This is a genomic window from Pseudomonas sp. B21-054 (genome assembly GCF_026016345.1).
Taxonomy (GTDB): Bacteria; Pseudomonadota; Gammaproteobacteria; order Pseudomonadales; family Pseudomonadaceae; genus Aquipseudomonas.
The window spans coordinates 3,275,540-3,294,884 of sequence record NZ_CP087204.1; the positions used below are offsets into that span (position 1 = coordinate 3,275,540).

Here is a 19,345-nt window from a genome sequence, read left to right on the forward strand (position 1 = left end):
GGTAGGCGATCCATGGAACTGCTCAACGCCAGCAAACTGGTGGCTGCCTACACCATGGGCATGGCAAGCGACGGCCGCGAATCCCTGGTCGTGGTGGCCAAGGGTACTTTCGATCTGCCGTTGGATGGCCGCGCCGCGACCCTCGCTGACATCCAGCAACCGCTGCTGATGGCCGACACGTTTCTTGGCGAACCGGGCCTCAGCGCCCCTCGGCAGGAAATGGACTTCGCCCCGGTCAAGCCATTTTGCGATGTGCTGGTGTGTGGCAAAGCCTATGCGCCAGGCGGCCGGCCCGTGACGCAGTTGACCGCGGGCATTCGGGTTGGTCAGATGACCAAAGCCTTTTCCGTCCTTGGCCCCCGGCAATGGCAACCAGGACTATTGGGCGCGTCTCCTGGCTTACCCCAGCCCTTCACCGAGCAGGACATCTCGTATGCCCAAGCCTTTGGAGGCAGCCATCCGATGGCGAACGAGCCCGACATGCGTCACTGCTACCCAGCCAATCCAACCGGTTGCGGCTGGTATCCGCACCGTCTGGGTAGTGCTGACGTCCTGGGCATGCCAATGCCGAACACCGAGGAATTGGGCAAGCCAATCGACAGCCCCTCTGGCGACTTTCGCCCCATGGCCCTCGGCCCCCTCGGTCGTAGCTGGCCGCAACGCGCCCGCTTCGCCGGTACTTACGACGATGCCTGGTTGGCCGACTGCTTTCCGTTTCTGCCAGGGGATTTCGACAATCGCTACTTCCAGGCAGCCCCTGACGACCAGCAGGTTCCTTACCTGCGCGGCGGCGAGAACGTACAGCTGCTCAACCTCACGCCCCAGGAGCGTGCAGGCTTTCGCATTCCCGAAATGGCTGTGCCGGTGACTTTCTTCCTGAAAAAAGGCGGTCATGAGACTGTGCAGGCGGTGATCGACACCCTGTTGATCGACACGGATGCGCGCCAGGTGCAACTGACCTGGCGTGTTTCCCGTACGCTACGCCGCAATATGTTCGAGATCGCCCAGGTACTGGTCGGCACCCTGTCTACGGGCTGGTGGCGCGCCCGTGAACTGGGCAAGGATTACTACCCGTCGCTCTCCTCACTGGTGAAAGGCAAGCCGACTGCCGAGGAGGCGAACTGATGACCGCGCTTTGCATCATCGGCTCCGGCATGGTCAGCGCGGTCGGCCTCAGCGCACCCGCGAGCTGCGCGGCGATCCGCTGCGCCATCGACAATTTCCAGGACACCCGTTTCATCGACCAAGGTGGCGAATGGCTGATTGCAGCCAGCGTTCCTCTGGAACAGCCCTGGCGCGGCCGCACCAAGCTGATCAAGATGGCCGCCCGTGCCGTCGCCGAGGCGCTGCAAAGCACCCCCAACGTCGACCCGGAAAAGACTCCGCTGCTGCTGGGGGTAGCGGAAGTCGAGCGCCCCGGCCGCCTTGAAGGGCTCGATAAGGGGCTGCTGCACGCTATCGAAGCCGAGCTGGGCCTGCGCTTTCATCCCAGTTCCAACGTCATCGCCCGTGGACGGGTCAGCGCTGCCGTGGCCCTGCTCAATGCGCGTACGCTGATCTACCAGGACGGCCACCGACACGTGCTCATTGCCGGTGTCGACTCGTTCCTGAGCGGACAGACGCTGGCCGCTTTTGAAGAGCGCGAGCGCCTGCTCACCAGCCAGAACTCCAACGGTTTTATCCCCGGCGAAGGTGCCGCCGCCGTGGTCCTGGCCGCCCCAGTCGCCAGCGAAGAGCCACAATTGGCCTGCATCGGCCTGGGGTTCGGCATGGAGAAGGCCACAGTGGAGGCCGAAGACATTCCCCTACGCGCCGAAGGCCTGACTCAAGCGGTACGGGCAGCCCTTAGCGAAGCCGGCTGTGGGTTGGAGCAAATGGATTATCGGCTCACCGACATCTCCGGCGAGCAGTACTACTTCAAGGAAGCCTCCCTGGCACTGAGCCGCACCCTGCGCGTGCGTAAGGAGTCCTTCCATCTCTGGCACCCGGCCGACTGTATCGGAGAAGTCGGTGCCGCCATCGGCCCGGCCATGCTTGCCGTGGCGTTGGCCGCCAGTCGCAAGGGCTACGGTGAAGGGCCGAATATCTTCTACCACCTCGGCAACGACGCCGGCGAACGTGCCGTCGCATTGCTCAGTTATCAGATCGTGAGGGCCGCCTGATGGCCAACGAAGTCTTCGCCAACAATATGGAGGTTTCCTGCAAGGCGGCCGACGGCAAGTCGATTGCCTGCTTTCCGGATGTCTGCTTCACCCCGCCCCAGGCCCCGCCCACCCCGATGGGTGTTCCAATCCCCTACCCTAATACTGGCATGGCCAAGGACACCACCCAAGGCACGCGAACGGTAAAGATCAGTCGCAAGGAGGTCATGCTCAAGGATAAGAGCTATTTCAAGACCAGCTATGGGGATGAGGCTGGAAATGCTCCGAAAAAGGGGATCATCACCAGCAAGATTAAAGGAAAGGTGTATTTCACGGCGTGGTCGATGAATGTGAAGTTTGAAGCTGAAAACGTCGTCCGAAATATGGACCTGACCACCCATAACCATGGCTCAACGTCCAACACACTGGCATGGCCCTATCTGGATGCGGTGGCGATGGCAGACCCCCAAAACCCTTGTGTCAAGTCAGGGGACGTGGAAAAAATAAAGGCGGCCTGCCCACCGCCAGCCAAGTCATTGTCACGTGGTGCGATACCCGGCCCGGCCGACAATACAAGCCCTGGGTGTTGTGAAGCCCGTAAGTGCATGCTCGTACCCAACTCGCCAAAAACACGTTGTTCAAAATGTGGGGGAAAGACGCCGCACCACCCGGTTCCGGTAGCGGATTTATCGACGCCCCGCCCCATAAACCCGAAAACCGGGAAGCTGAAAGTCCGTGGTGATGCTTTCGTCCCGACATACGATCACAACAAGGCTCCCTGCATATGCGTAGAAGGCGCTGACCACAACTCTCGTCAAGGCCCGACAGAAAAGCTTATGCAGCATGGACGTATCGGTAGGGGCTACGTGGTAAAACGCGATGCGATGTTGAACGGTCGTAATGACTTCACCTACGCGGAAATCAGTGACCTCTCGGCACAAGCGGTCGCCGATGAGACGGGCTGCGATAAAAAATGCCTGAAGGCTCAGATTGACAAAGGACACGAAGACCTGGGCGTTGGTCCGGAGTCAGGTATGCGCAGGGGAGAAGTGCGTGCACCCGCCCTTGAAAAAAAGCCGAAAAATCCGGCCCCCTTGATATAGAGAAGCCATCATGAGTAATGAAGACTCCCTGTTTTTTACCTGTGGCCTGATTGTAAAGGCGGGCACAATCGTTATTCCCGCGCAGTACAACTCCCTGCCGGACGAACAAATGTCCAGGGTCGCCTTCTGCTTCGATGGAAACTGGGTCTACAACGATGTGGATAACGACGTCATAGGGGCAGCCTGCTTCAGACGCAAGGACAACAGCCTCTGGATGCTTGGACGCAATGGCAACCTTCGTCATGTAACCTCGGGCTCGGCGGACTTCACCTTGGACAATATCCGAGGAAAGTTTGAAAACGATCGCATCGAGACGGGCCGGCTTGGCGAGTTACTTTGCATAAGGGAAATCCAAAACGAGTTATACATCTGCGGTCAGTCATCCCAGGTTTATCGTTACTCACACGGTGCCTGGGCGAACATGAGCCCGCCAGGCGTGAAAGTGGGCTCCCCGACTCTGGAAAGCCTGGATGGCCTGTTGCATAACGATATTTATGCCGTGGGTGAAAAGGGCCACATCCTGCACTATGACGGCGCGCGCTGGAGCACGCTGGATTCCCCAACCAATCGCCCACTGTCACGGGTACTGTGCAAGAGTGAGAATGAGGTTTATGCCTGTGGCAATGACGGTCTGCTGCTCATGGGCAACCGCGATCAGTGGGATGTCATTGACACCGAGAGAACCATGAATTTCTGGGACATGGCGCTGTACAACGGGCATCTGTACCTTTCCCATGTGCACGGCCTCGTTCGATATGACGGACAGAATTTCTTCGATATCGACACGGGCATCGACCCTCCTCCCGGCGCCCATAAACTTGATGCCCGTGATGGACTGCTTTACTCCTTTGGTGTTGACGACATACTCAAGTTTGATGGCAATCAGTGGGAGCGGTTGATATGCCCACACAACACTTGAGTTTGGCCACTGAATCGGTAATTCCGATGCATTGCTCATGAATAACTCGCTATCCCTGGTGGTCGAGCAACACGCAGAAGAAGTCGGCTTCCTTGCCACCCTACGCGACTATGCGCTGCGCGCACCGCACTACGACATCGAGCACCTCGACAACCTCGATAACCGCCTCGACGCCCACCTCGACGGCTTGCGAATCGCCGGGCAAACGGGTCTTGAAACGCTGCTGTCCCAACTCGGCCCACACGCCATCGGCGAGATGTTCGCCAGTGTGGTGCTGGCTTTCGAGGCAGGTAACGCGCAGGTGTTGTCGCGGCTCAGCGAGCACTTGCGAAGTGCCTTGGAAACGGAGCGCGGGTATCTGATGGCCCTGGGGTGGCTCGACTGGGAGCGAATAGCGCCCTGGATCGAGCGCATGCTCGCCGCCCCTGCCCCGCTGTTCCGTCGCCTCGGCCTGGCCGCCTGTGGCATGCATCGCCACGACCCCGGTCCTGCCCTGCTGACCGGACTTTCCGATGCCGACCCCAGCGTGGTGGCACGCGCCGCCCGCACTGCCGGTGAACTGCGTCGACGTGACTTGCTGCAGACGATTCGGGCCCACCGCCTACACCAGGATCCAGCCACGCGTTTCTGGGCCAACTGGGCCACTGCGCAAATGGGCGATGAGCAAGCTTTGGAACCCCTGCGCGAGTTTGCCGAGCAACCGGGCGAGTTCCAGTATCGCGCATGCTGTGTATTGCTGGCCTGGCAGAAGCGCGAACCCAGCATCGCCTGGATACGCCAGTTGGTACAGAATCCCGCGCAGCGGCGCATCGGCATCCAGGCCCTCGGGTTGCTGGGCGATTCGGTCAGCGTACCGTGGCTGATCCAGCAGATGAGCGACCTGCCTTATGCCCGCGTCGCCGGGGAGGCGTTCAGCCTGATGACCGGCGCCGACCTGGCGCTGCTCGATCTGGAGTTGAAGGACTCGCCTGACTTCGATACGGGCCCGAACGACGACCCTCAAGACCCCAATGTCGCCATGGACCCCGATGAGGACCTGCCTTGGCCCGATCCGCAGGCAATCGAAGTCTGGTGGCAGGCTCATGGTGGCGATTTCCAGGTGGGTACTGGTTATGTGCTGGGGTTGGCGCAGAGCGAAAGCAGCTTTCGGCAGGCCCTTGTCCGGGGCCAGCAACGCCAGCGCATTGCCGCCGCTTGTGGCGTTGCACGCTATCGGCCGAATGAAGTGCTTTTCCCCACCAGCGCACCGGCCCGGCGGCAAAAGAGACTGCTGGGGAAACCGGCGGAATTTGGGCGATGATCCGTACACGTGCAGCAATGATTAAATCGTCAAACCTGCGAGCTGCATCCTACGGGGTCTTGTCGGCTGCGCCCTTCCTGGTGCGGCTCTTGCGCTGCAGGGTGGTGCGCAGTTGGTCCAGTTGCCCCTCCAAGGTGTCGGCTCGGGCCTGCTGGGCGACCATCGTGTAACGCACCTCGTCGAGGGCGAGTTGGGCCTCTTTCAGACGTGTTTCGAGCGAATGCCGCTGCTGCTCGCCCTGTTCTGCTGCCAGCTCGGCGCGCGTTTGTAGCTCCGCTGCCTGGCGTTGCGTTTCGACGAGCTGGCTGCGGGTTTGCTCAAATCGGTGTTGCAGTTCATCGAACTGGCGCCGCAGCCCGCGGCACTCCACCAGGCGAGCCTTACTCTCTTCGCGTGCACGGTCGACTTCACGGTGGGCCCGCTCTTCCACGCCCCGCACATAGGTATCCTGGGCGAGCCGCTCCTGTTCAGCCTGGCGCTGTGCGTCTTGCAGTTCCTGCTGCAGGTTATGCACCTGCAGCTGCATTTCGCTGCGCGACTGTTGCAATTCGCCGCGCTGGTGCTGCAAGTCATCGATCTGCGCCTGGCGCTGTTCGAGTAACCGCTCCAGGTCATTCAGGCGCACTTCGATGGCTTGCCGAGCCGCGGTGGCCTCCATGGCCTGCTGGCGAGCGCGGGCAGCGTCCTGGCGGATCAGCTCTTGTGCCATCGCCAGCTGTTCACGCTCGCTGTCGAGCACCTGGCGCTGGATGCTTAGCCCTTGCTCGACCACGCCTTGGGCCAATGTGGTCGCCTGCTGCCAGATACCCACGAAGGCCTGCGCGACCTCCATTGGTAACTCGGGCAGCCGCGTTTCGCCGCGCAGCCGCCCCGCCAGTCGTTCCCACCATTGATCGAGCAAGGCGCCGACCCGTGCCGGGCTCCCGCGGCCCAGCTCCAGGCGTACACGTTCGACCGTGGGCCGCTCGCCCCGCGCCAACACAGCATCCGCCGCTTCGAATACCTCCGTTTCCGGTACGCCTACCGCCATTGTCGTGTCCTCCGCTATATTAGGTCTGATAAGAGATTGTTATCCGACTCTATAATCTTGTAACCAAATTTATAATACGTTGAACGTAATGAATAATACAGATGCTCCGCGAGTGATATTAGAAGGACCGCTGGAACTGCATGGACTGGCCGAAAACACCCGCGCCGCCGCCGAAGCGTTCATCGCCGCCGGCACCGCGGCCAACACGGTGCGCAGCTACCGCAGCGCCTTCGCCTACTGGGCGGCCTGGTTGCAGCTGCGGTACAGGCGTGCGCTCGGTGATGGCGCCCTTCCGCCTTCCGTAGTGGTGCAGTTCATCGTCGATCATCTTGCTCGTCCGGACGGCGCTGGCGGCTGGACGCACTTGCTGCCAGCCAACGTCGATGCGGCACTGATCGCCGCCGGTGTCAAAAGCAAGCCTGGGGTGCTGGCATTCAGCACCGTCAGCCACCGCCTGGCGGTATTGGCCAAATGGCACCGTTTAAACGAGTGGGATAACCCCTGCGAAGTCGCGGCGGTCAAGACCCTGCTGCGCGAGGCGCATAAGGCCCAGGCGCGCCAGGGCGTCACCCTGCGCAAGAAGACCGCCGTGGTTCTTGAACCGCTGCAGGCGATGCTTGCCACCTGTACTGACGGCGTGCGCGGGCTACGCGACCGCGCCCTGCTGCTGTTAGCCTGGAGTGGCGGAGGTCGGCGCCGCTCGGAAGTGATTGGCTTGCAGATCGAGGACCTGCGTCGGCTCGACACCGATACCTGGCTCTATGCGCTCGGTGCGACCAAGACCGATACCGGTGGGGTGCGCCGGGAAAAACCGCTCCGTGGCGTGGCGGCGCAAGCGCTGAACGCTTGGCTGGCGGCGGCACCGTCCTGCACTGGACCGCTGTTTCGTCGTCTGTACAAGGGCGGCAAGGTGGGTACGTCAGGATTGTCCGGCGACCAGGTCGCCCGCATCGTCAAGCGCCGTGCGCAACTGGCCGGTTTGGACGGAGACTGGGCGGCCCACAGCCTGCGTTCCGGCTTTGTCACGGAAGCCGGCCGCCAGGGCGTTCCCTTGGGTGAGGTGATGGCAATGACTGAACACCGCAGCGTAAGTACCGTGATGAGCTACTTTCAAGCCGGTGAATTGCTGAACAGTCGCGCCGGAGACCTGCTCAAACCCGACCTGGATTCGCCGCAGCAGCCCGGCAACCAGGATCATCATCCAGCCAAAAACTGACTTCCACCCCACAGCCGAAAGCCGCTAGACTTCGCGCCCTCTAAATTTACATCCATGGATGGGCTCGATGACTTTTCGCCTGATGGGAGTGGCTGCAGCCTTTTTGCTGTGCGCCGCATGCTCCAACTATCAATACAAATCGTTTGCAGGGAGCGTGGATGATCCTGCCTTACGGGTTCTGGACCTCTCCGATGGCATGGCAGATGCGCCAGTGATCTACTTCGACACGGTGCAATATCGGGATCTTGGCATACCGTTCCATCGCCTGCTCCTCGCCATCCAGGTCGACGGAAAGCCCCTGCCGTATGCAGGAAAATATTCGATCCTGGATTACTTCGGCTACCAAGCCATTCGGTTGACGCCCGGGCAACACTCTTTGGAATGGTGCTGGGTTTCGATGAATAAGCTGGGGACTGGTGGAGGCAAGTGCGGTTTCAGTGCCCCCGACATCCAGCTCGAAGCCGGCAAGCGCTACTTGGCAACGTGGTCGTCATCGACAGCCATTAAAGGCGTCTCTGGGTACGAGCAGATGCAGATTAGCGTGACTTCTTACGTGCTTGATCGGGACAGCAAAAAGCAGATTTACCCCTAGATAAAAATCCTGCCCGTCCCCCTGCGACTGGGCCGGGACGGCTATCCTGCGCATTGCGACTGACATCAAATTGTCATTAATCCATCCCTGAAACGCCATATCCCCTGAGTACTGTCCTCGCCAATGAGATCGATCTCAAGCGAGTGACAATGACTGATTTAAAAGAAGTGGCACGGTTGGCGGGGGTGTCGCGGGCGACTGCGGCGCGCACCTTCGCTTCTCCTGAAGTAGTACGTCCAGCCACCCGTGAGCAGGTCTTCGCCGCCGCGCGCCAGCTGGGTTTCCGGCCTAATCGTCTCGGCCGCCAACTACGCCTGCAAGTGACCAAGCTGATCGGCGTGGTGGTGCCCAACCTGCTCAACCCTGTCTTCGCCGAACAATTCCAGGCGATGGAGCGCGCGGCGCGTCTGCGCGGTTACAACCTGCTCCTGGCCACGACCGACTACAGCAGCGAGCGCGAAAGCGTGGTGGTCGAGGAGTTGTTGCGACAGCGCGTCGATGGCCTCGTTCTCACGGTGACCGACGCTGAGAGTAATCGCGTGCTGCAAAACCTGGACAACGAGGACACACCTTTTGTCCTGGCCTATCACCAGCCGGGCAATCCGGACTACAGCGCTGTGTCCGTGGACAATCGCGCCGGCATGGCCCTCGCCACTCGTTATCTGCTGGAAGCCGGTCATAGGCGCATTGGCATGATTGCCGGCCCCGCCCTGCAGTCCGACCGCGCTCGCCAGCGGTATGCCGGTTATTGCGACGCGATGCGTGAGGTCGGCCTCGACAGCCTGCCGGTGATTGAAATGCCGGCCCATACCCAGGCCGACTTCGCGGCCATCGAGCCACTGCTGCAAGGCCCACAGGCGCTCAGTGCGTTGGTCTGCTCCAACGATTTATTGGCGATCAGCCTGATTGCGCAGTTGCGGCGCAACGGTTGGCACGTGCCCAGGCAAATCTCCGTCATCGGCTTTGATGGCATCGCCCTCGGCACCCAGATGCACCCGACGCTGTGCAGTGTCGTCCAGCCCATCGAGACGCTGGCCTGCACCGTGATCGATCAACTGCTGGCGCAGATCGCTGGCGCCACACCGGTTTCCCATTGCCTGCCCTGCCATATCCGACCGGGCGAAAGTACTCAACCCTACGAGGAGACGCTTGATGATCCGCTTCAGTAAAACCCTGGCGACGTTACTGCTTTGCGGCGTTGCGAGCCTGGCCCAGGCCGCCGAGACGGCGATTTGCTACAACTGTCCGCCGGAGTGGGCCGACTGGGGTACGCAGCTCAAGGCGATTGCCGATACCACAGGGGTGCAGGTGCCCCTGGACAACAAGAACTCCGGGCAGGCGTTGGCACAACTGGTCGCCGAACAGGCCGCACCGGTGGCTGATGTGGTGTATTACGGTGTGACGTTTGGTTTGCAGGCGCAAAAGGCCGGGGTGGTAGGCACTTATAAACCCAAGGGCTGGGAGCAGATACCGGCAGGTTTGAAGGACCCGCAGGGACATTGGTTTGCCATTCATTCCGGCACCTTGGGCATCATGATCAACGTCGATGCACTGGGTGGCCTGCCCGTGCCGCAAAGCTGGGGCGATCTGCTCAAGCCTGAATACAAAGGCATGGTTGGCTACCTGGATCCGTCCAGCGCGTTCGTCGGCTACGTCTCTGCCGTCGCGATCAACCAGGCGATGGGTGGGAGCCTGGACAACTTCGCTCCGGCGATCGATTACTTCCAGAAACTGGCGAAAAACTCGCCCATTGTGCCTAAGCAGACGGCCTACGCGCGGGTGCTGTCCGGCGAGTTGCCGATTCTGGTGGATTACGATTTCAACGCCTATCGGGCCCGTTACAAGGACAAGGCCAACGTTGCCTTCGTGATTCCCAAGGAAGGCAGCATCAGCGTGCCTTACGTGATGAGCATCGTCGGCAACGCCCCCCATCGGGCCAACGCCGAGAAGGTCTTGGATTTCGTCCTGTCCGAACAAGGCCAGGCGCTCTGGGCCAAGGCGTACCTGAGGCCGGTGCGGGAGATGAAGATGCCTACCGATATCGCCGCGCAGTTCCTGCCCGACAGCGATTACGCCCGGGCCGGCGTGGTCAACTACGAGCAAATGGCGGCGGCGCAGGAAGCCTTTTCCGCACGTTACCTGCGAGAGGTCAAGTAAGTGACCGCCTCGGTAATAAAAACCCAGGAAGTCCGCTCGGGCCGGGCCACGGCGCCGCGTTTGCAGCTGACTGCGGCCTGGGCCCTGGCGCCTGCCGCAGCGGTGTTGTTCGCGTTCTGGCTGTTGCCGTTGGCGCACTTGATCGTGTTGGGTGGGCAAAGTCGTGATGGCAGCGCGAGCGGCTATTGGCAGGTGCTGAGCAGCGCGCAATACCTGGGCAGCCTGGCGCAGACCTGCCTGCTGGCCCTGGCGACGACCCTTGCGGCGCTGCTGGTGGGCGGCATCAGCGGCTTTTTTCTCAGTCGCCAGCGTTTCTTCGCTCGTTCGCTCCTGGTCGCCTTGTTGACCTTCCCACTGGCATTCCCCGGTGTGGTCGTCGGGTTCCTGGTGATTCTGCTGGCCGGCCGCCAAGGCTTGTTTGCCAGCCTCGGCATGGAGCTGGCGGGTGAACGCTGGATTTTTGCCTACTCGCTGATGGGACTGTGCGTCGGTTACCTGTACTTCTCGATCCCGCGGGTGATCCTCACGGTGATGGCCGCGTGCGAAAGCCTGGATCGCAGCCTGGAGGAGGCGGCTCAATCACTGGGGGCCGGCCCTTGGCGGGTAATCTGTGACGTCATCGTTCCGGGGCTGGCGCCAGCACTGGTGTCGTGCGGGGCGATCTGCTTTGCGACGTCCATGGGGGCGTTCGGTACGGCTTTCACCTTGGGTACCCGGCTCAACGTGACACCGGTGGCGATCTACAACGTGTTCACCAACTACGCCAATTTCGCCGTGGCTGCCGCACTGTCGGTGGTGCTGGGGGCGCTGACCTGGGCGGTGCTGCTACTGGCCAGGCGCCTGGCGAAAAATTCGAGGACAGTCTTGTGAAACGCTCAACGTGGTTTGTCGGGCAATTGCTGTTCACCTTGCTGGTCTGCGCCTTCATGTTGGTGCCGGTCCTGATGTCGCTGCTGGCCGGGCTGACGCGCAATTATTTCCAGGGTGTTTCCAGCGGGCTGACGTTCGATTGGCTGGTGCAAGTCTGGCAGGCCTATTCGCCCACGGTCTGGCTGTCCCTGCAGTTGGCCCTGGCCTGCGCGTTGTGCGTCTGTGTGGTGGGTGTGCCGGCAGCTTATGCGCTGGTGCGGATGAACAATCGCTTCAGCCGCGCGTTCGAGGAGTTGATGGTGCTGCCAGTGGCAATGCCAGGCCTGGCCAGCGCCTTGGCGTTGCTGCTGACCTATGGGCAGTACGGCGGGTTTCGCAGCAGTTGGCTATTCATTCTCGTCGGTCATGTGCTGTTCACCCTGCCGTTTCTGGTGCGTCCGGTCATGGCCGTGATGCAACGCCAGCAACTGCCTGTCCTGGAAGAAGCCGCGGCCAGCCTTGGCGCCGGGCCGCTGCGGCGATTCTTCAGTGTGGTGGTACCCAACTGCAGGGCGGGGATTCTCGCCGGGGTATTAATGGTCGTCACCCTGTCACTGGGCGAGTTCAACCTGACCTGGATGCTTCATACGCCGATGACCAAGACGCTGCCGGTGGGCCTGGCTGACAGCTATGCCTCGGCCAGGCTGGAAGTTGCCAGTGCCTACACCCTCATATTCCTGCTGATGATCGTGCCGCTGCTGATTGCGTTGCAGGCCATCAGCGCCCGCCTTTCCCGTGGAGAAAAACGATGAGCGGAACCACCATTCGCCTGGCGGGTTGCCGCAAGGCATTCTCTGACGGCACCGTCGCCGTACATGACCTGGACTTGACGATTGAAGCCGGGGAAACCCTGGCGATCCTCGGCCCGTCCGGTTGCGGTAAAACCACCACGTTGCGCCTGATTGCCGGGCTTGAGCGCCCGGATGTGGGGCAGGTATTTTTTGGCGATAGCGAGGTCACCCATTTGCCCATCGAACGTCGTGACGTGGGCATGGTGTTCCAGAACTATGCGCTGTTTCCCAACCTGGATGTGGCCGGCAACGTCGTTTATGGGTTGAAAGTTCGCGGTGTGTCACCCGCTGAGCGCAACAAGCGTTGCTCGGAGTTGCTGGAACTGGTCGGCCTGCAGGACCACGGCAAGCGCAGCATCCATGAATTGTCCGGCGGTCAGCGCCAGCGAGTCGCCCTCGCCCGCGCCCTGGCGCCCAAGCCCCGGGTATTGCTGCTTGATGAACCCTTGGCGGCGTTGGATGCGCAGTTGCGTGAGCGCTTGCGCAGCGAGTTGGATCAGCTGCTACGCCATTTGGGCATTACCGCCGTGTTCGTCACCCACGATCAGGGCGAAGCCATGGCCCTGGGCAGTCGAATCCTGGTCATGGCGCAGGGCCGCGTCGCGCAGTTGGCCAGCCCGCGGGAAATCTATCAGCAACCCGCCAACGCATTTGTCGCCAGTTTTGTCGGCAACCTCAATGCTTTCGCGGTGCTCGAGCACACGTTCCGAGGCTTGAAAGTCCATGGGGGAGAGTTGCCTTGGCGCGGGCGCGGCCTGCCTGCCACGGTCTATTGCCGCCCGGAGCATTTGCGGGTGATGGAGGGCGAAGGACACCTGCGTGGATGTCTGGTCGGTCAGTTTTTCCAAGGTGCTCAAAACCGACTGCTGGTGGACATCGGCGCCGCCCAGCCACTGCTGGTGGACAGCCCCGACAGCACCCTCCATACCCCTGGCACCCTGCTCGCCTTGGCCATCGAACCCCAGGCGCTGTTCACCCTGTCATCGTGACGTGTGTTCTTTAGAGGACTTATTTTGAATCATCCGTTTCTCATTGCGCAGATCAGTGATCTGCACCTTAAAGCCGGGGGGAAACTGACCTATGGCGTCGTTGATACCCTCGCCGCGTTGCGTCGTGCGGTCGACCATTTGAACGCCCATGTTCCACGTCCCGACATCGTGGTGATCAGTGGCGATCTGGTGGACTTCGGTCGGCCTGATGAATATGCCGTGTTGCGCCCCGAACTGGCGCGCCTGCACATGCCTTGCTATCTGGTGCCCGGTAACCATGACAATCGCGAACACCTGCGGGCAGCATTTGCCGATCATGACTACCTGCCGAGCGTGGTCGGTGCGCCCCTGGATTGGGTGGTTGAGGAATATCCGCTGCGCCTGATCGGCCTGGACAGCACCATTCCCGGCGGCCATGGCGGTCAGTTGCTGGACAGCCAGCTGCGCTGGCTCGATGAACAACTGACCAGTCGTCCCGATGTGCCAACGCTATTGGTCCTGCACCACCCACCGTTTATCAGCGGCATTGGCCACATGGACCGCGAACCGTTCATCAACGCCTCGGCACTGGAGCAGGTCATCGCCCGTCATCGGCAGGTGGAGCGCTTGCTGTGCGGACATTTGCACCGGCCGATGCAGCGACGCTTCGGCGGCAGCCTGAGTTGCGTGTGTCCCGGTACCTCACATCAAATTGTCCTGGATCTCCAGCCAAGCGCTCCCGCGCATTTCAACCTGGAACCCGCCGGATACCTGTTGCACCACTGGCATGGGCAGGGATTGCTGAGCCATAACGGCGTGTTTGGCGAGTATCCCGGTCCGTATCCGTTTTATGACGCTCATGGATTGATCGACTGACAACCCAGGGACTTTTACGGTGTTGTTTTTTGAAGGCGCTCCTCGGAGGTTTTAACCACAGTCCCCTCTATCGATTGAAGATTTCCTAACGTTTTATTCAACCCCGCGGCCATCACCTGATCGGTCGACGGCGTCCTGCTGCCTTTTCAAATGCCCGGAACAGAGATTCCGCGGTGGAGCGCGTCCTGATGAAAGCCCTATTGCAAGTATTGAGTTTATTGACCGGCGGCATGAGTGTTGTCATGAGCCCGTTGGCGTCTGCTGATTTTATCAACGACAGCAAAGCCAACTTGAACTTGCGCAACTTCTACTTCAACAACGATAACCGCGACGGAGCCGCCGCACCTTCGAAAACCGAAGAGTGGGGCCAGGCCTTCATGCTCAATTATCAGTCCGGGTTTACCGACGGCACCGTGGGGTTCGGTCTGGACGCTGTCGGATTGCTGGGGTTGAAGCTCGACAGCGGCACGGGTCGTCATGTCGGTAGCTCGATGTTCCCCAACGATGGCGATAAGGCGGCTGACCAATGGGCCCGTCTCGGTGCAACGGCGAAGATGCGTGTCTCCAAGACCGAACTGCGTTATGGCACCTTGCAACCAAAATTGCCGATCCTGGTTTCCAACGATGGCCGCCTGCTGCCGCAAACCTTCGAGGGTGGGCAAGTCACCAGCAATGAAATCGACAATCTGACCTTCACTGCCGGGCAACTGGAACACGCCACCGGTCGTGCTTCCAGCGACAGAGCTGGCCTGGCCGTAGCGGGCGGCAGCCAGGAAAGCAATAAATTCACTTTCGCCGGTGGCGATTACAAACTGACCAAGGATCTGACCGCCCAGTATTACTACGCCAATCTTGAGGATTATTACCAGCAGCACTTCGCCGGGCTGGTGCATGTTTTACCGCTGGGTGAATACGGCTCATTGAAAACCGACTTGCGTTACTTCAAGACCACCTCCGATGGCAAGAACAGCAGCTCGGCCGGTCGCGCCAGCGGCTACAAACTCGGCGGCTATACCAAAGACGGTAGCGGTGAAATCGACAACGATACCTGGAGCGCGGCGTTTATTTACTCGCTGGGTGGCCATGCCATTACCGCGGGCTATCAAAGCGTTTCCGAAGACAGCAACTTTACCCAACTCAACCAGGGCGGCCTGGTGGGTAAAGGCGAAGGTGGCGCGAGTCTTTATCTCTACACCGACCGCACCATCCAGACATTCATCCAAGCCGGCGAGCGCACGGCATTCGCGCAATATGCCTATGATTTCGCAGCGCTTGGCGTACCGGGGCTGAAGGCGTCGGTGATGTACCTCAAGGGTGACAATATCCAGACGGCCAGCGGCCAGGACGCCAGTGAATGGGAACGCGATATCTCCCTGGACTATGTGATTCAGAGTGGCGCCTTGAAGAACGTCGGTTTCGGCTGGCGCAACGGCATGTCGCGAAGCGATATTGCCCGCGACCAGGATCAGAATCGGTTGATTGTGAGCTATAGCATTCCGTTGATGTAAGTGATCAGCGGTATTCAGGGCCAGGACATAAAGCTCATACGTGAGACTTCCTGGCCCTGAGTTCACCTGTTCCAAGGCAGTCGGGGCGGGCTACGATAGCTACAACGCTCTAAGCAATGAAAGCGCAGATCGCCTCGCTCAGATTGGAGAAAGTCAGACTTTGCTTGCTGCTATGCTTTTGCAGCGCGCTAGGAAAGCCTAGAGCGGGAGTGTCGCGAACTATAGCCACGGCGCGCAGCAATTCCTTTGAGCTTAGATGGGGGCCGTCAGTGTTCTTGTAGTCGGGATGCATGCATTCACCCTCGGCTATCGAATATATAAAGGCAATCCCCCAGATGTCATAGAGCGAGTTGAATGGCGCGCTATTCATATCGAACGGCATGTGTTGGTTCATCAGCAAATAAAACGCCGCATTGGGGACGGAATTGAACGCCTTGAGTTCCTGTTTGAAGTCACTTGGTTTCCAGATGATCGATTGCCCGGAAAATGCGACCGCCATTCCCTCAGAGAACCACGTAGGTAGAGCATACATTTTGTCTTGGCCAAGCAACTGATGTTGGAAAATGTGCACCATTTCATGGTGAATGAGTCGCTGAACATCTTCCAAGGCCTTGCTTTCCCCTTCGTTGTTCGGATTGATCTCAAGGCTTGGGGAAATGAAAAGCTGCAACGAGTCGAAGCGTGCGGTACCACCGTAGCCTGATGCGATTCTTACCCTGGGTATCTCAAGGCGATCCGGGGCGATGTCAAATTGAGTGCGACATTTTTGGAACGCTTGATTTACTTCATCGCGGATCCATTGCTTAAGGGGGGCGGGGTAATCACCTGTAAAAATGAAATTACTGTCCATTGTTTGAAAAGCTCCCAGTCGTCATGTCGCGCTCTCAAGAATGATGCCAATATAGTGGCCATCATTAAGTCATACGCTCACGTTACCGTCAATTTAGAGAACGCCGGTATTTCAAAACAGCAACTCGAACTGGCATGTCCGACCGCCCAACTCGCAAGATCAGGCAATCATCCGCCCGGATTGTGCAATCAGCCCCATGGATTGCTTCCTATAGTTAACCAGAGCCAAACCATCTGGAGCTGGTCCCCCTATGAGCGTCCTCAACATCAACGGCCGTGAATACACGGTTGACATAGACCCTGGAACCCCCATCCTCTGGACTCTGCGCGACACGCTGGGCATGACCGGCACCAAGTTCGGCTGCGGTGCGGCACTGTGTGGCGCCTGCACCGTGCACCTGGATGGCCAAGCCATTCGCTCCTGCGTGACGCCGATTGCCGCCGCCGAAGGCAAGCAGATCACCACCATCGAGGCGGCCACCAATGGCAGTGACCCGGTCGGCAGCGCTGTGCACGAGGCCTGGGTCAAGCACGATGTGGCGCAATGCGGCTACTGCCAGAGCGGCCAGATCATGAGCGCGACCGCGTTCCTCAAGGCCCAGCCCAAGGGCAAGCAGCCTACCGTGGCTGAAATCGATTCGGCCATGGCCGGCAATATCTGCCGCTGTGGCACCTACGCCCGTATTCGCGCCGCGGTGGCTGATGCCGCCAAAGCCCTTGCCTGATCGGAGCTCGCCATGTTGAACGACATTTTTTCCGATGAGGCTCCGCGCGCCTTACAGCACATGTTTGAGCGCGATGATGGCGACAGCCCCACCACCCTTCCCCGCCGCAGCTTTCTCAAAATTGTCGGTATCGGTGGTCTTGCCTTGGGTGCGTTTCCACACCTGGCCCTGGCGCAAGACGCCAACGCTGCCGGCGCTCAAGCGCTCAAGCCGACTCAGCAACCCTCCGCCTTCGTGCAGATCGCGCCCAACGGCGAGGTCACGGTGACCATCAACCGGCTGGAGTTCGGCCAGGGTGTGCAGACCGGCCTGCCAATGATTCTTGCCGAAGAGCTGGATGCTGACTGGAGCCTGGTGCGCAGTCGCAACGGGAGCAACGACGCCGCCTACATGGACCCGAATTTCGGCATACACCTCACCGGCGGTTCCAATTCGATCAAGAACAGCTATATCCAGTACCGCGAACTCGGCGCCCGCGCCCGCGCCATGTTGCTGGCCGCAGCCGCCGCGCGCTGGAACGTGGACGTGGCGAGCCTGAGCACCCAAGCCGGCTCGGTGCTCGGTCCGGCGGGCCGTAAGGCGAGCTACGGTGAACTGGCCGAAGCCGCGATGGCGATGCCTGTGCCCGAGAAGGTTACGCTCAAGGATCCCAAGGACTTTCGTATCATCGGTCAGGCCACCACGCGCATCGATGCCAAGGCCAAGAGCAGTGGCCAGCAGGACTTCGGTATCGACATGCACCTGCCCGGGCAGCTGACTGCCGTGGTCGCCCGTCCACCGGTGTTCGGTGCCAAAATCGCCTCTTTGGATGACAGCGCGGCGCGTGCCACGAAGGGCGTGAAAGCGGTGTTGCGCGTGCCGTTGGACGGCGGCGCGGAAGGCGTCGCAGTGGTGGCGGACGGTTACTGGCAGGCCAAGCAGGCACGCGATGCGCTGAAGGTGGAATGGAACACGGCCGCGGTAGAAAAAGTGGACAGTGAAACCCAATTGGCTCAGTACCGGGACCTGGCCGGTCAACCCGGCCCACTCCATTTCGATGCTGACATGAGGCCCCTTGCCACCGCACCGCATCAGCTGGAAGCGGAGTTCATCTTCCCCTACCTCGCCCACGCCCCCATGGAGCCGCTGAACTGCACCGTGCAGCTTGCCGAGGATAGCGCCCAATTGTGGATCGGCACACAGTTTCCCGGTGGCGATGGTGCCGCGGCCGCCAAGGTGCTGGGTCTCAAGCCCGAACAGATCCAGGTGAACGTGCAGACCGCGGGCGGCGGCTTTGGTCGACGTGGCGTGCCCACCAACGATTTCGCCGTGCTGGCATGTGAAGTGGCCAAGGCCGCGCGCACCGCTGGGCTGAATGCACCGATCCGCACCCTCTGGAGCCGGGAAGATGACATCAAGGGTGGCTACTACCGGCCCATGCACTTGCACCGCGCACGGATCGGTTTTGATGACACCGGCAAGGTCCTGGCCTGGGACCATGCCCTGGTCGGGCAATCGATCATCACCGGCACCGTGTTCGGCGGGCGGGTGAAAAACGGCATCGACCCTACCGCGACCGAAGGCCTGCGCAATCCTTACCCGATACCGATGCGCCTGACAGTCCATCATCCAAAACTCAACGTACCCGTACTCTGGTGGCGCAGCGTAGGCTCTACTCATACGGCCTTTGTCATGGAGACGCTGATCGATGAGATCGCCCGGACAACCAAGCAAGATCCGGTGGCCTACCGGATGAAACTGTTTGGCGATCAAAGCCCTCGCCATCGCGCGGCCCTGCAACTGGCCGTGGACAAAAGCGAATATGGCAAGCGTCAGCTCCCTGCCGGCCGCGCCTGGGGCGTGGCGGTACATGAGTCGTTCAGTTCCGTGGTGGCTTACGTCGTGGAAGCCTCGGTACAGGACGGTCGCCCGGTACTGCACCGTGCCACCGCTGGCGTTCACTGCAACCTGGCCGTCAACCCGCGCAGCGTGGAAGCCCAGGTGCAAGGCGCGGCCCTGATGGGCTTGTCCATGTGCCTGCCGGGTGGCGCCATCACCCTGAAAGACGGTGTCGTGCAACAAAGCAACTTTGCCGACTTCAGCGTGCCGCGCATTACCGACATGCCGGAATTTGCCGTCCACCTCGTGCCCAGTGCCGAGCCGCCTACCGGGATGGGCGAGCCCGGCCTGCCAGCGCTGGCCCCGGCTTTTGCGAATGCCATCGCGAGTCTGACGGGTAAGCCGATGCGGCAGTTGCCTTTCAAGATGGCGTGACAGGAACG

Annotated in this window: 18 protein-coding genes; 16 read left to right on the top strand and 2 right to left on the bottom strand. The window is 60.6% G+C overall.

Translation table 11 applies throughout. The features are described 5' to 3' along the window. The first annotated feature begins 12 nt into the window (after positions 1-12). Genes LOY70_RS14730 through LOY70_RS14750 form a run of 5 tightly spaced genes read left to right on the top strand, consistent with a single transcriptional unit; the run spans position 13 to position 5,463 of the window. Positions 13-1,125: a DUF2169 domain-containing protein gene (locus LOY70_RS14730; protein ID WP_265037771.1), complete on the top strand. Its 1,113-nt coding sequence runs from the start codon at positions 13-15 to the stop codon at positions 1,123-1,125. After that, a complete protein-coding gene (locus LOY70_RS14735) occupies positions 1,122-2,162 on the top strand; it encodes a hypothetical protein (protein WP_265038067.1) in 1,041 nt (346 codons plus the stop codon). The genes LOY70_RS14730 and LOY70_RS14735 overlap by 4 nt, the downstream gene beginning before the upstream one ends. Then, positions 2,162-3,244 carry a PAAR-like domain-containing protein gene (locus LOY70_RS14740; RefSeq protein ID WP_265037773.1) on the top strand — a complete coding sequence of 361 codons (1,083 nt, stop codon included), beginning with the start codon at positions 2,162-2,164 and terminating at the stop codon, positions 3,242-3,244. Before LOY70_RS14735 ends, LOY70_RS14740 begins: the two co-directional genes overlap by 1 nt. Before the next feature lie 10 nt (positions 3,245-3,254). Further along, positions 3,255-4,163, top strand: coding sequence for a hypothetical protein (locus LOY70_RS14745; protein WP_265037775.1), 909 nt, complete (start codon positions 3,255-3,257; stop codon positions 4,161-4,163). 37 nt (positions 4,164-4,200) lie between these two features. Further along, entirely contained in the window at positions 4,201-5,463 is a 1,263-nt protein-coding gene (locus LOY70_RS14750) for a TIGR02270 family protein (RefSeq protein ID WP_265037776.1), read from the top strand. 49 nt (positions 5,464-5,512) lie between these two features. Here LOY70_RS14750 and LOY70_RS14755 read toward each other — a convergent pair whose 3' ends face one another. After that, positions 5,513-6,493, bottom strand: a complete 981-nt coding sequence (locus LOY70_RS14755) for a DNA-binding protein (RefSeq protein ID WP_265037778.1) — start codon at positions 6,491-6,493, stop codon at positions 5,513-5,515. Between the two features lie 88 nt (positions 6,494-6,581). Here LOY70_RS14755 and LOY70_RS14760 point away from each other — a divergent pair, with 88 nt between their 5' ends. The 9 genes from LOY70_RS14760 to LOY70_RS14800 all read left to right on the top strand — a co-directional run bounded on the left by LOY70_RS14760 (position 6,582) and on the right by LOY70_RS14800 (position 15,510). Continuing rightward, the gene (locus tag LOY70_RS14760) at positions 6,582-7,709 is read left to right on the top strand and encodes a site-specific integrase (protein WP_265037780.1); all 1,128 of its coding nucleotides are present in this window, start codon (positions 6,582-6,584) and stop codon (positions 7,707-7,709) included. Between the two features lie 67 nt (positions 7,710-7,776). Next, positions 7,777-8,301, top strand: coding sequence for a hypothetical protein (locus LOY70_RS14765; protein ID WP_265037782.1), 525 nt, complete (start codon positions 7,777-7,779; stop codon positions 8,299-8,301). Between the two features lie 149 nt (positions 8,302-8,450). Then, positions 8,451-9,470: a LacI family DNA-binding transcriptional regulator gene (locus LOY70_RS14770; protein WP_265037783.1), complete on the top strand. Its 1,020-nt coding sequence runs from the start codon at positions 8,451-8,453 to the stop codon at positions 9,468-9,470. Continuing rightward, on the top strand, positions 9,454-10,458 hold the full coding sequence (locus LOY70_RS14775; RefSeq protein ID WP_265037785.1) for an ABC transporter substrate-binding protein: 1,005 nt from the start codon (positions 9,454-9,456) through the stop codon (positions 10,456-10,458). Before LOY70_RS14770 ends, LOY70_RS14775 begins: the two co-directional genes overlap by 17 nt. A 60-nt stretch (positions 10,459-10,518) precedes the next feature. Further along, the gene (locus tag LOY70_RS14780; protein ID WP_265038069.1) at positions 10,519-11,328 is read left to right on the top strand and encodes an ABC transporter permease; all 810 of its coding nucleotides are present in this window, start codon (positions 10,519-10,521) and stop codon (positions 11,326-11,328) included. After that, positions 11,325-12,119 carry an ABC transporter permease gene (locus LOY70_RS14785; protein ID WP_265037787.1) on the top strand — a complete coding sequence of 265 codons (795 nt, stop codon included), beginning with the start codon at positions 11,325-11,327 and terminating at the stop codon, positions 12,117-12,119. The genes LOY70_RS14780 and LOY70_RS14785 overlap by 4 nt, the downstream gene beginning before the upstream one ends. Next, a complete protein-coding gene (locus LOY70_RS14790; protein ID WP_265037789.1) occupies positions 12,116-13,147 on the top strand; it encodes an ABC transporter ATP-binding protein in 1,032 nt (343 codons plus the stop codon). Before LOY70_RS14785 ends, LOY70_RS14790 begins: the two co-directional genes overlap by 4 nt. 24 nt (positions 13,148-13,171) lie before the next feature. After that, positions 13,172-14,002, top strand: coding sequence for a phosphodiesterase (locus tag LOY70_RS14795; protein ID WP_265037791.1), 831 nt, complete (start codon positions 13,172-13,174; stop codon positions 14,000-14,002). A 188-nt stretch (positions 14,003-14,190) separates the two neighbouring features. After that, entirely contained in the window at positions 14,191-15,510 is a 1,320-nt protein-coding gene (locus LOY70_RS14800) for an OprD family porin (protein WP_265037793.1), read from the top strand. 109 nt (positions 15,511-15,619) lie between these two features. Here the strand turns inward: LOY70_RS14800 and LOY70_RS14805 are convergent, their stop codons facing one another. After that, complete coding sequence (locus LOY70_RS14805) at positions 15,620-16,360, bottom strand: hypothetical protein (RefSeq protein ID WP_265037795.1); 741 nt, start codon at positions 16,358-16,360, stop codon at positions 15,620-15,622. Positions 16,361-16,610: 250 nt separating this feature from the next. On the opposite strand from LOY70_RS14805, the gene LOY70_RS14810 reads away from it, so the two are divergent. Both LOY70_RS14810 and LOY70_RS14815 read left to right on the top strand, forming a co-directional pair. Further along, complete coding sequence (locus tag LOY70_RS14810; RefSeq protein WP_025213700.1) at positions 16,611-17,084, top strand: (2Fe-2S)-binding protein; 474 nt, start codon at positions 16,611-16,613, stop codon at positions 17,082-17,084. Between the two features lie 12 nt (positions 17,085-17,096). After that, positions 17,097-19,337, top strand: coding sequence for a xanthine dehydrogenase family protein molybdopterin-binding subunit (locus tag LOY70_RS14815; protein ID WP_265037798.1), 2,241 nt, complete (start codon positions 17,097-17,099; stop codon positions 19,335-19,337). Positions 19,338-19,345 lie beyond the last annotated feature (8 nt).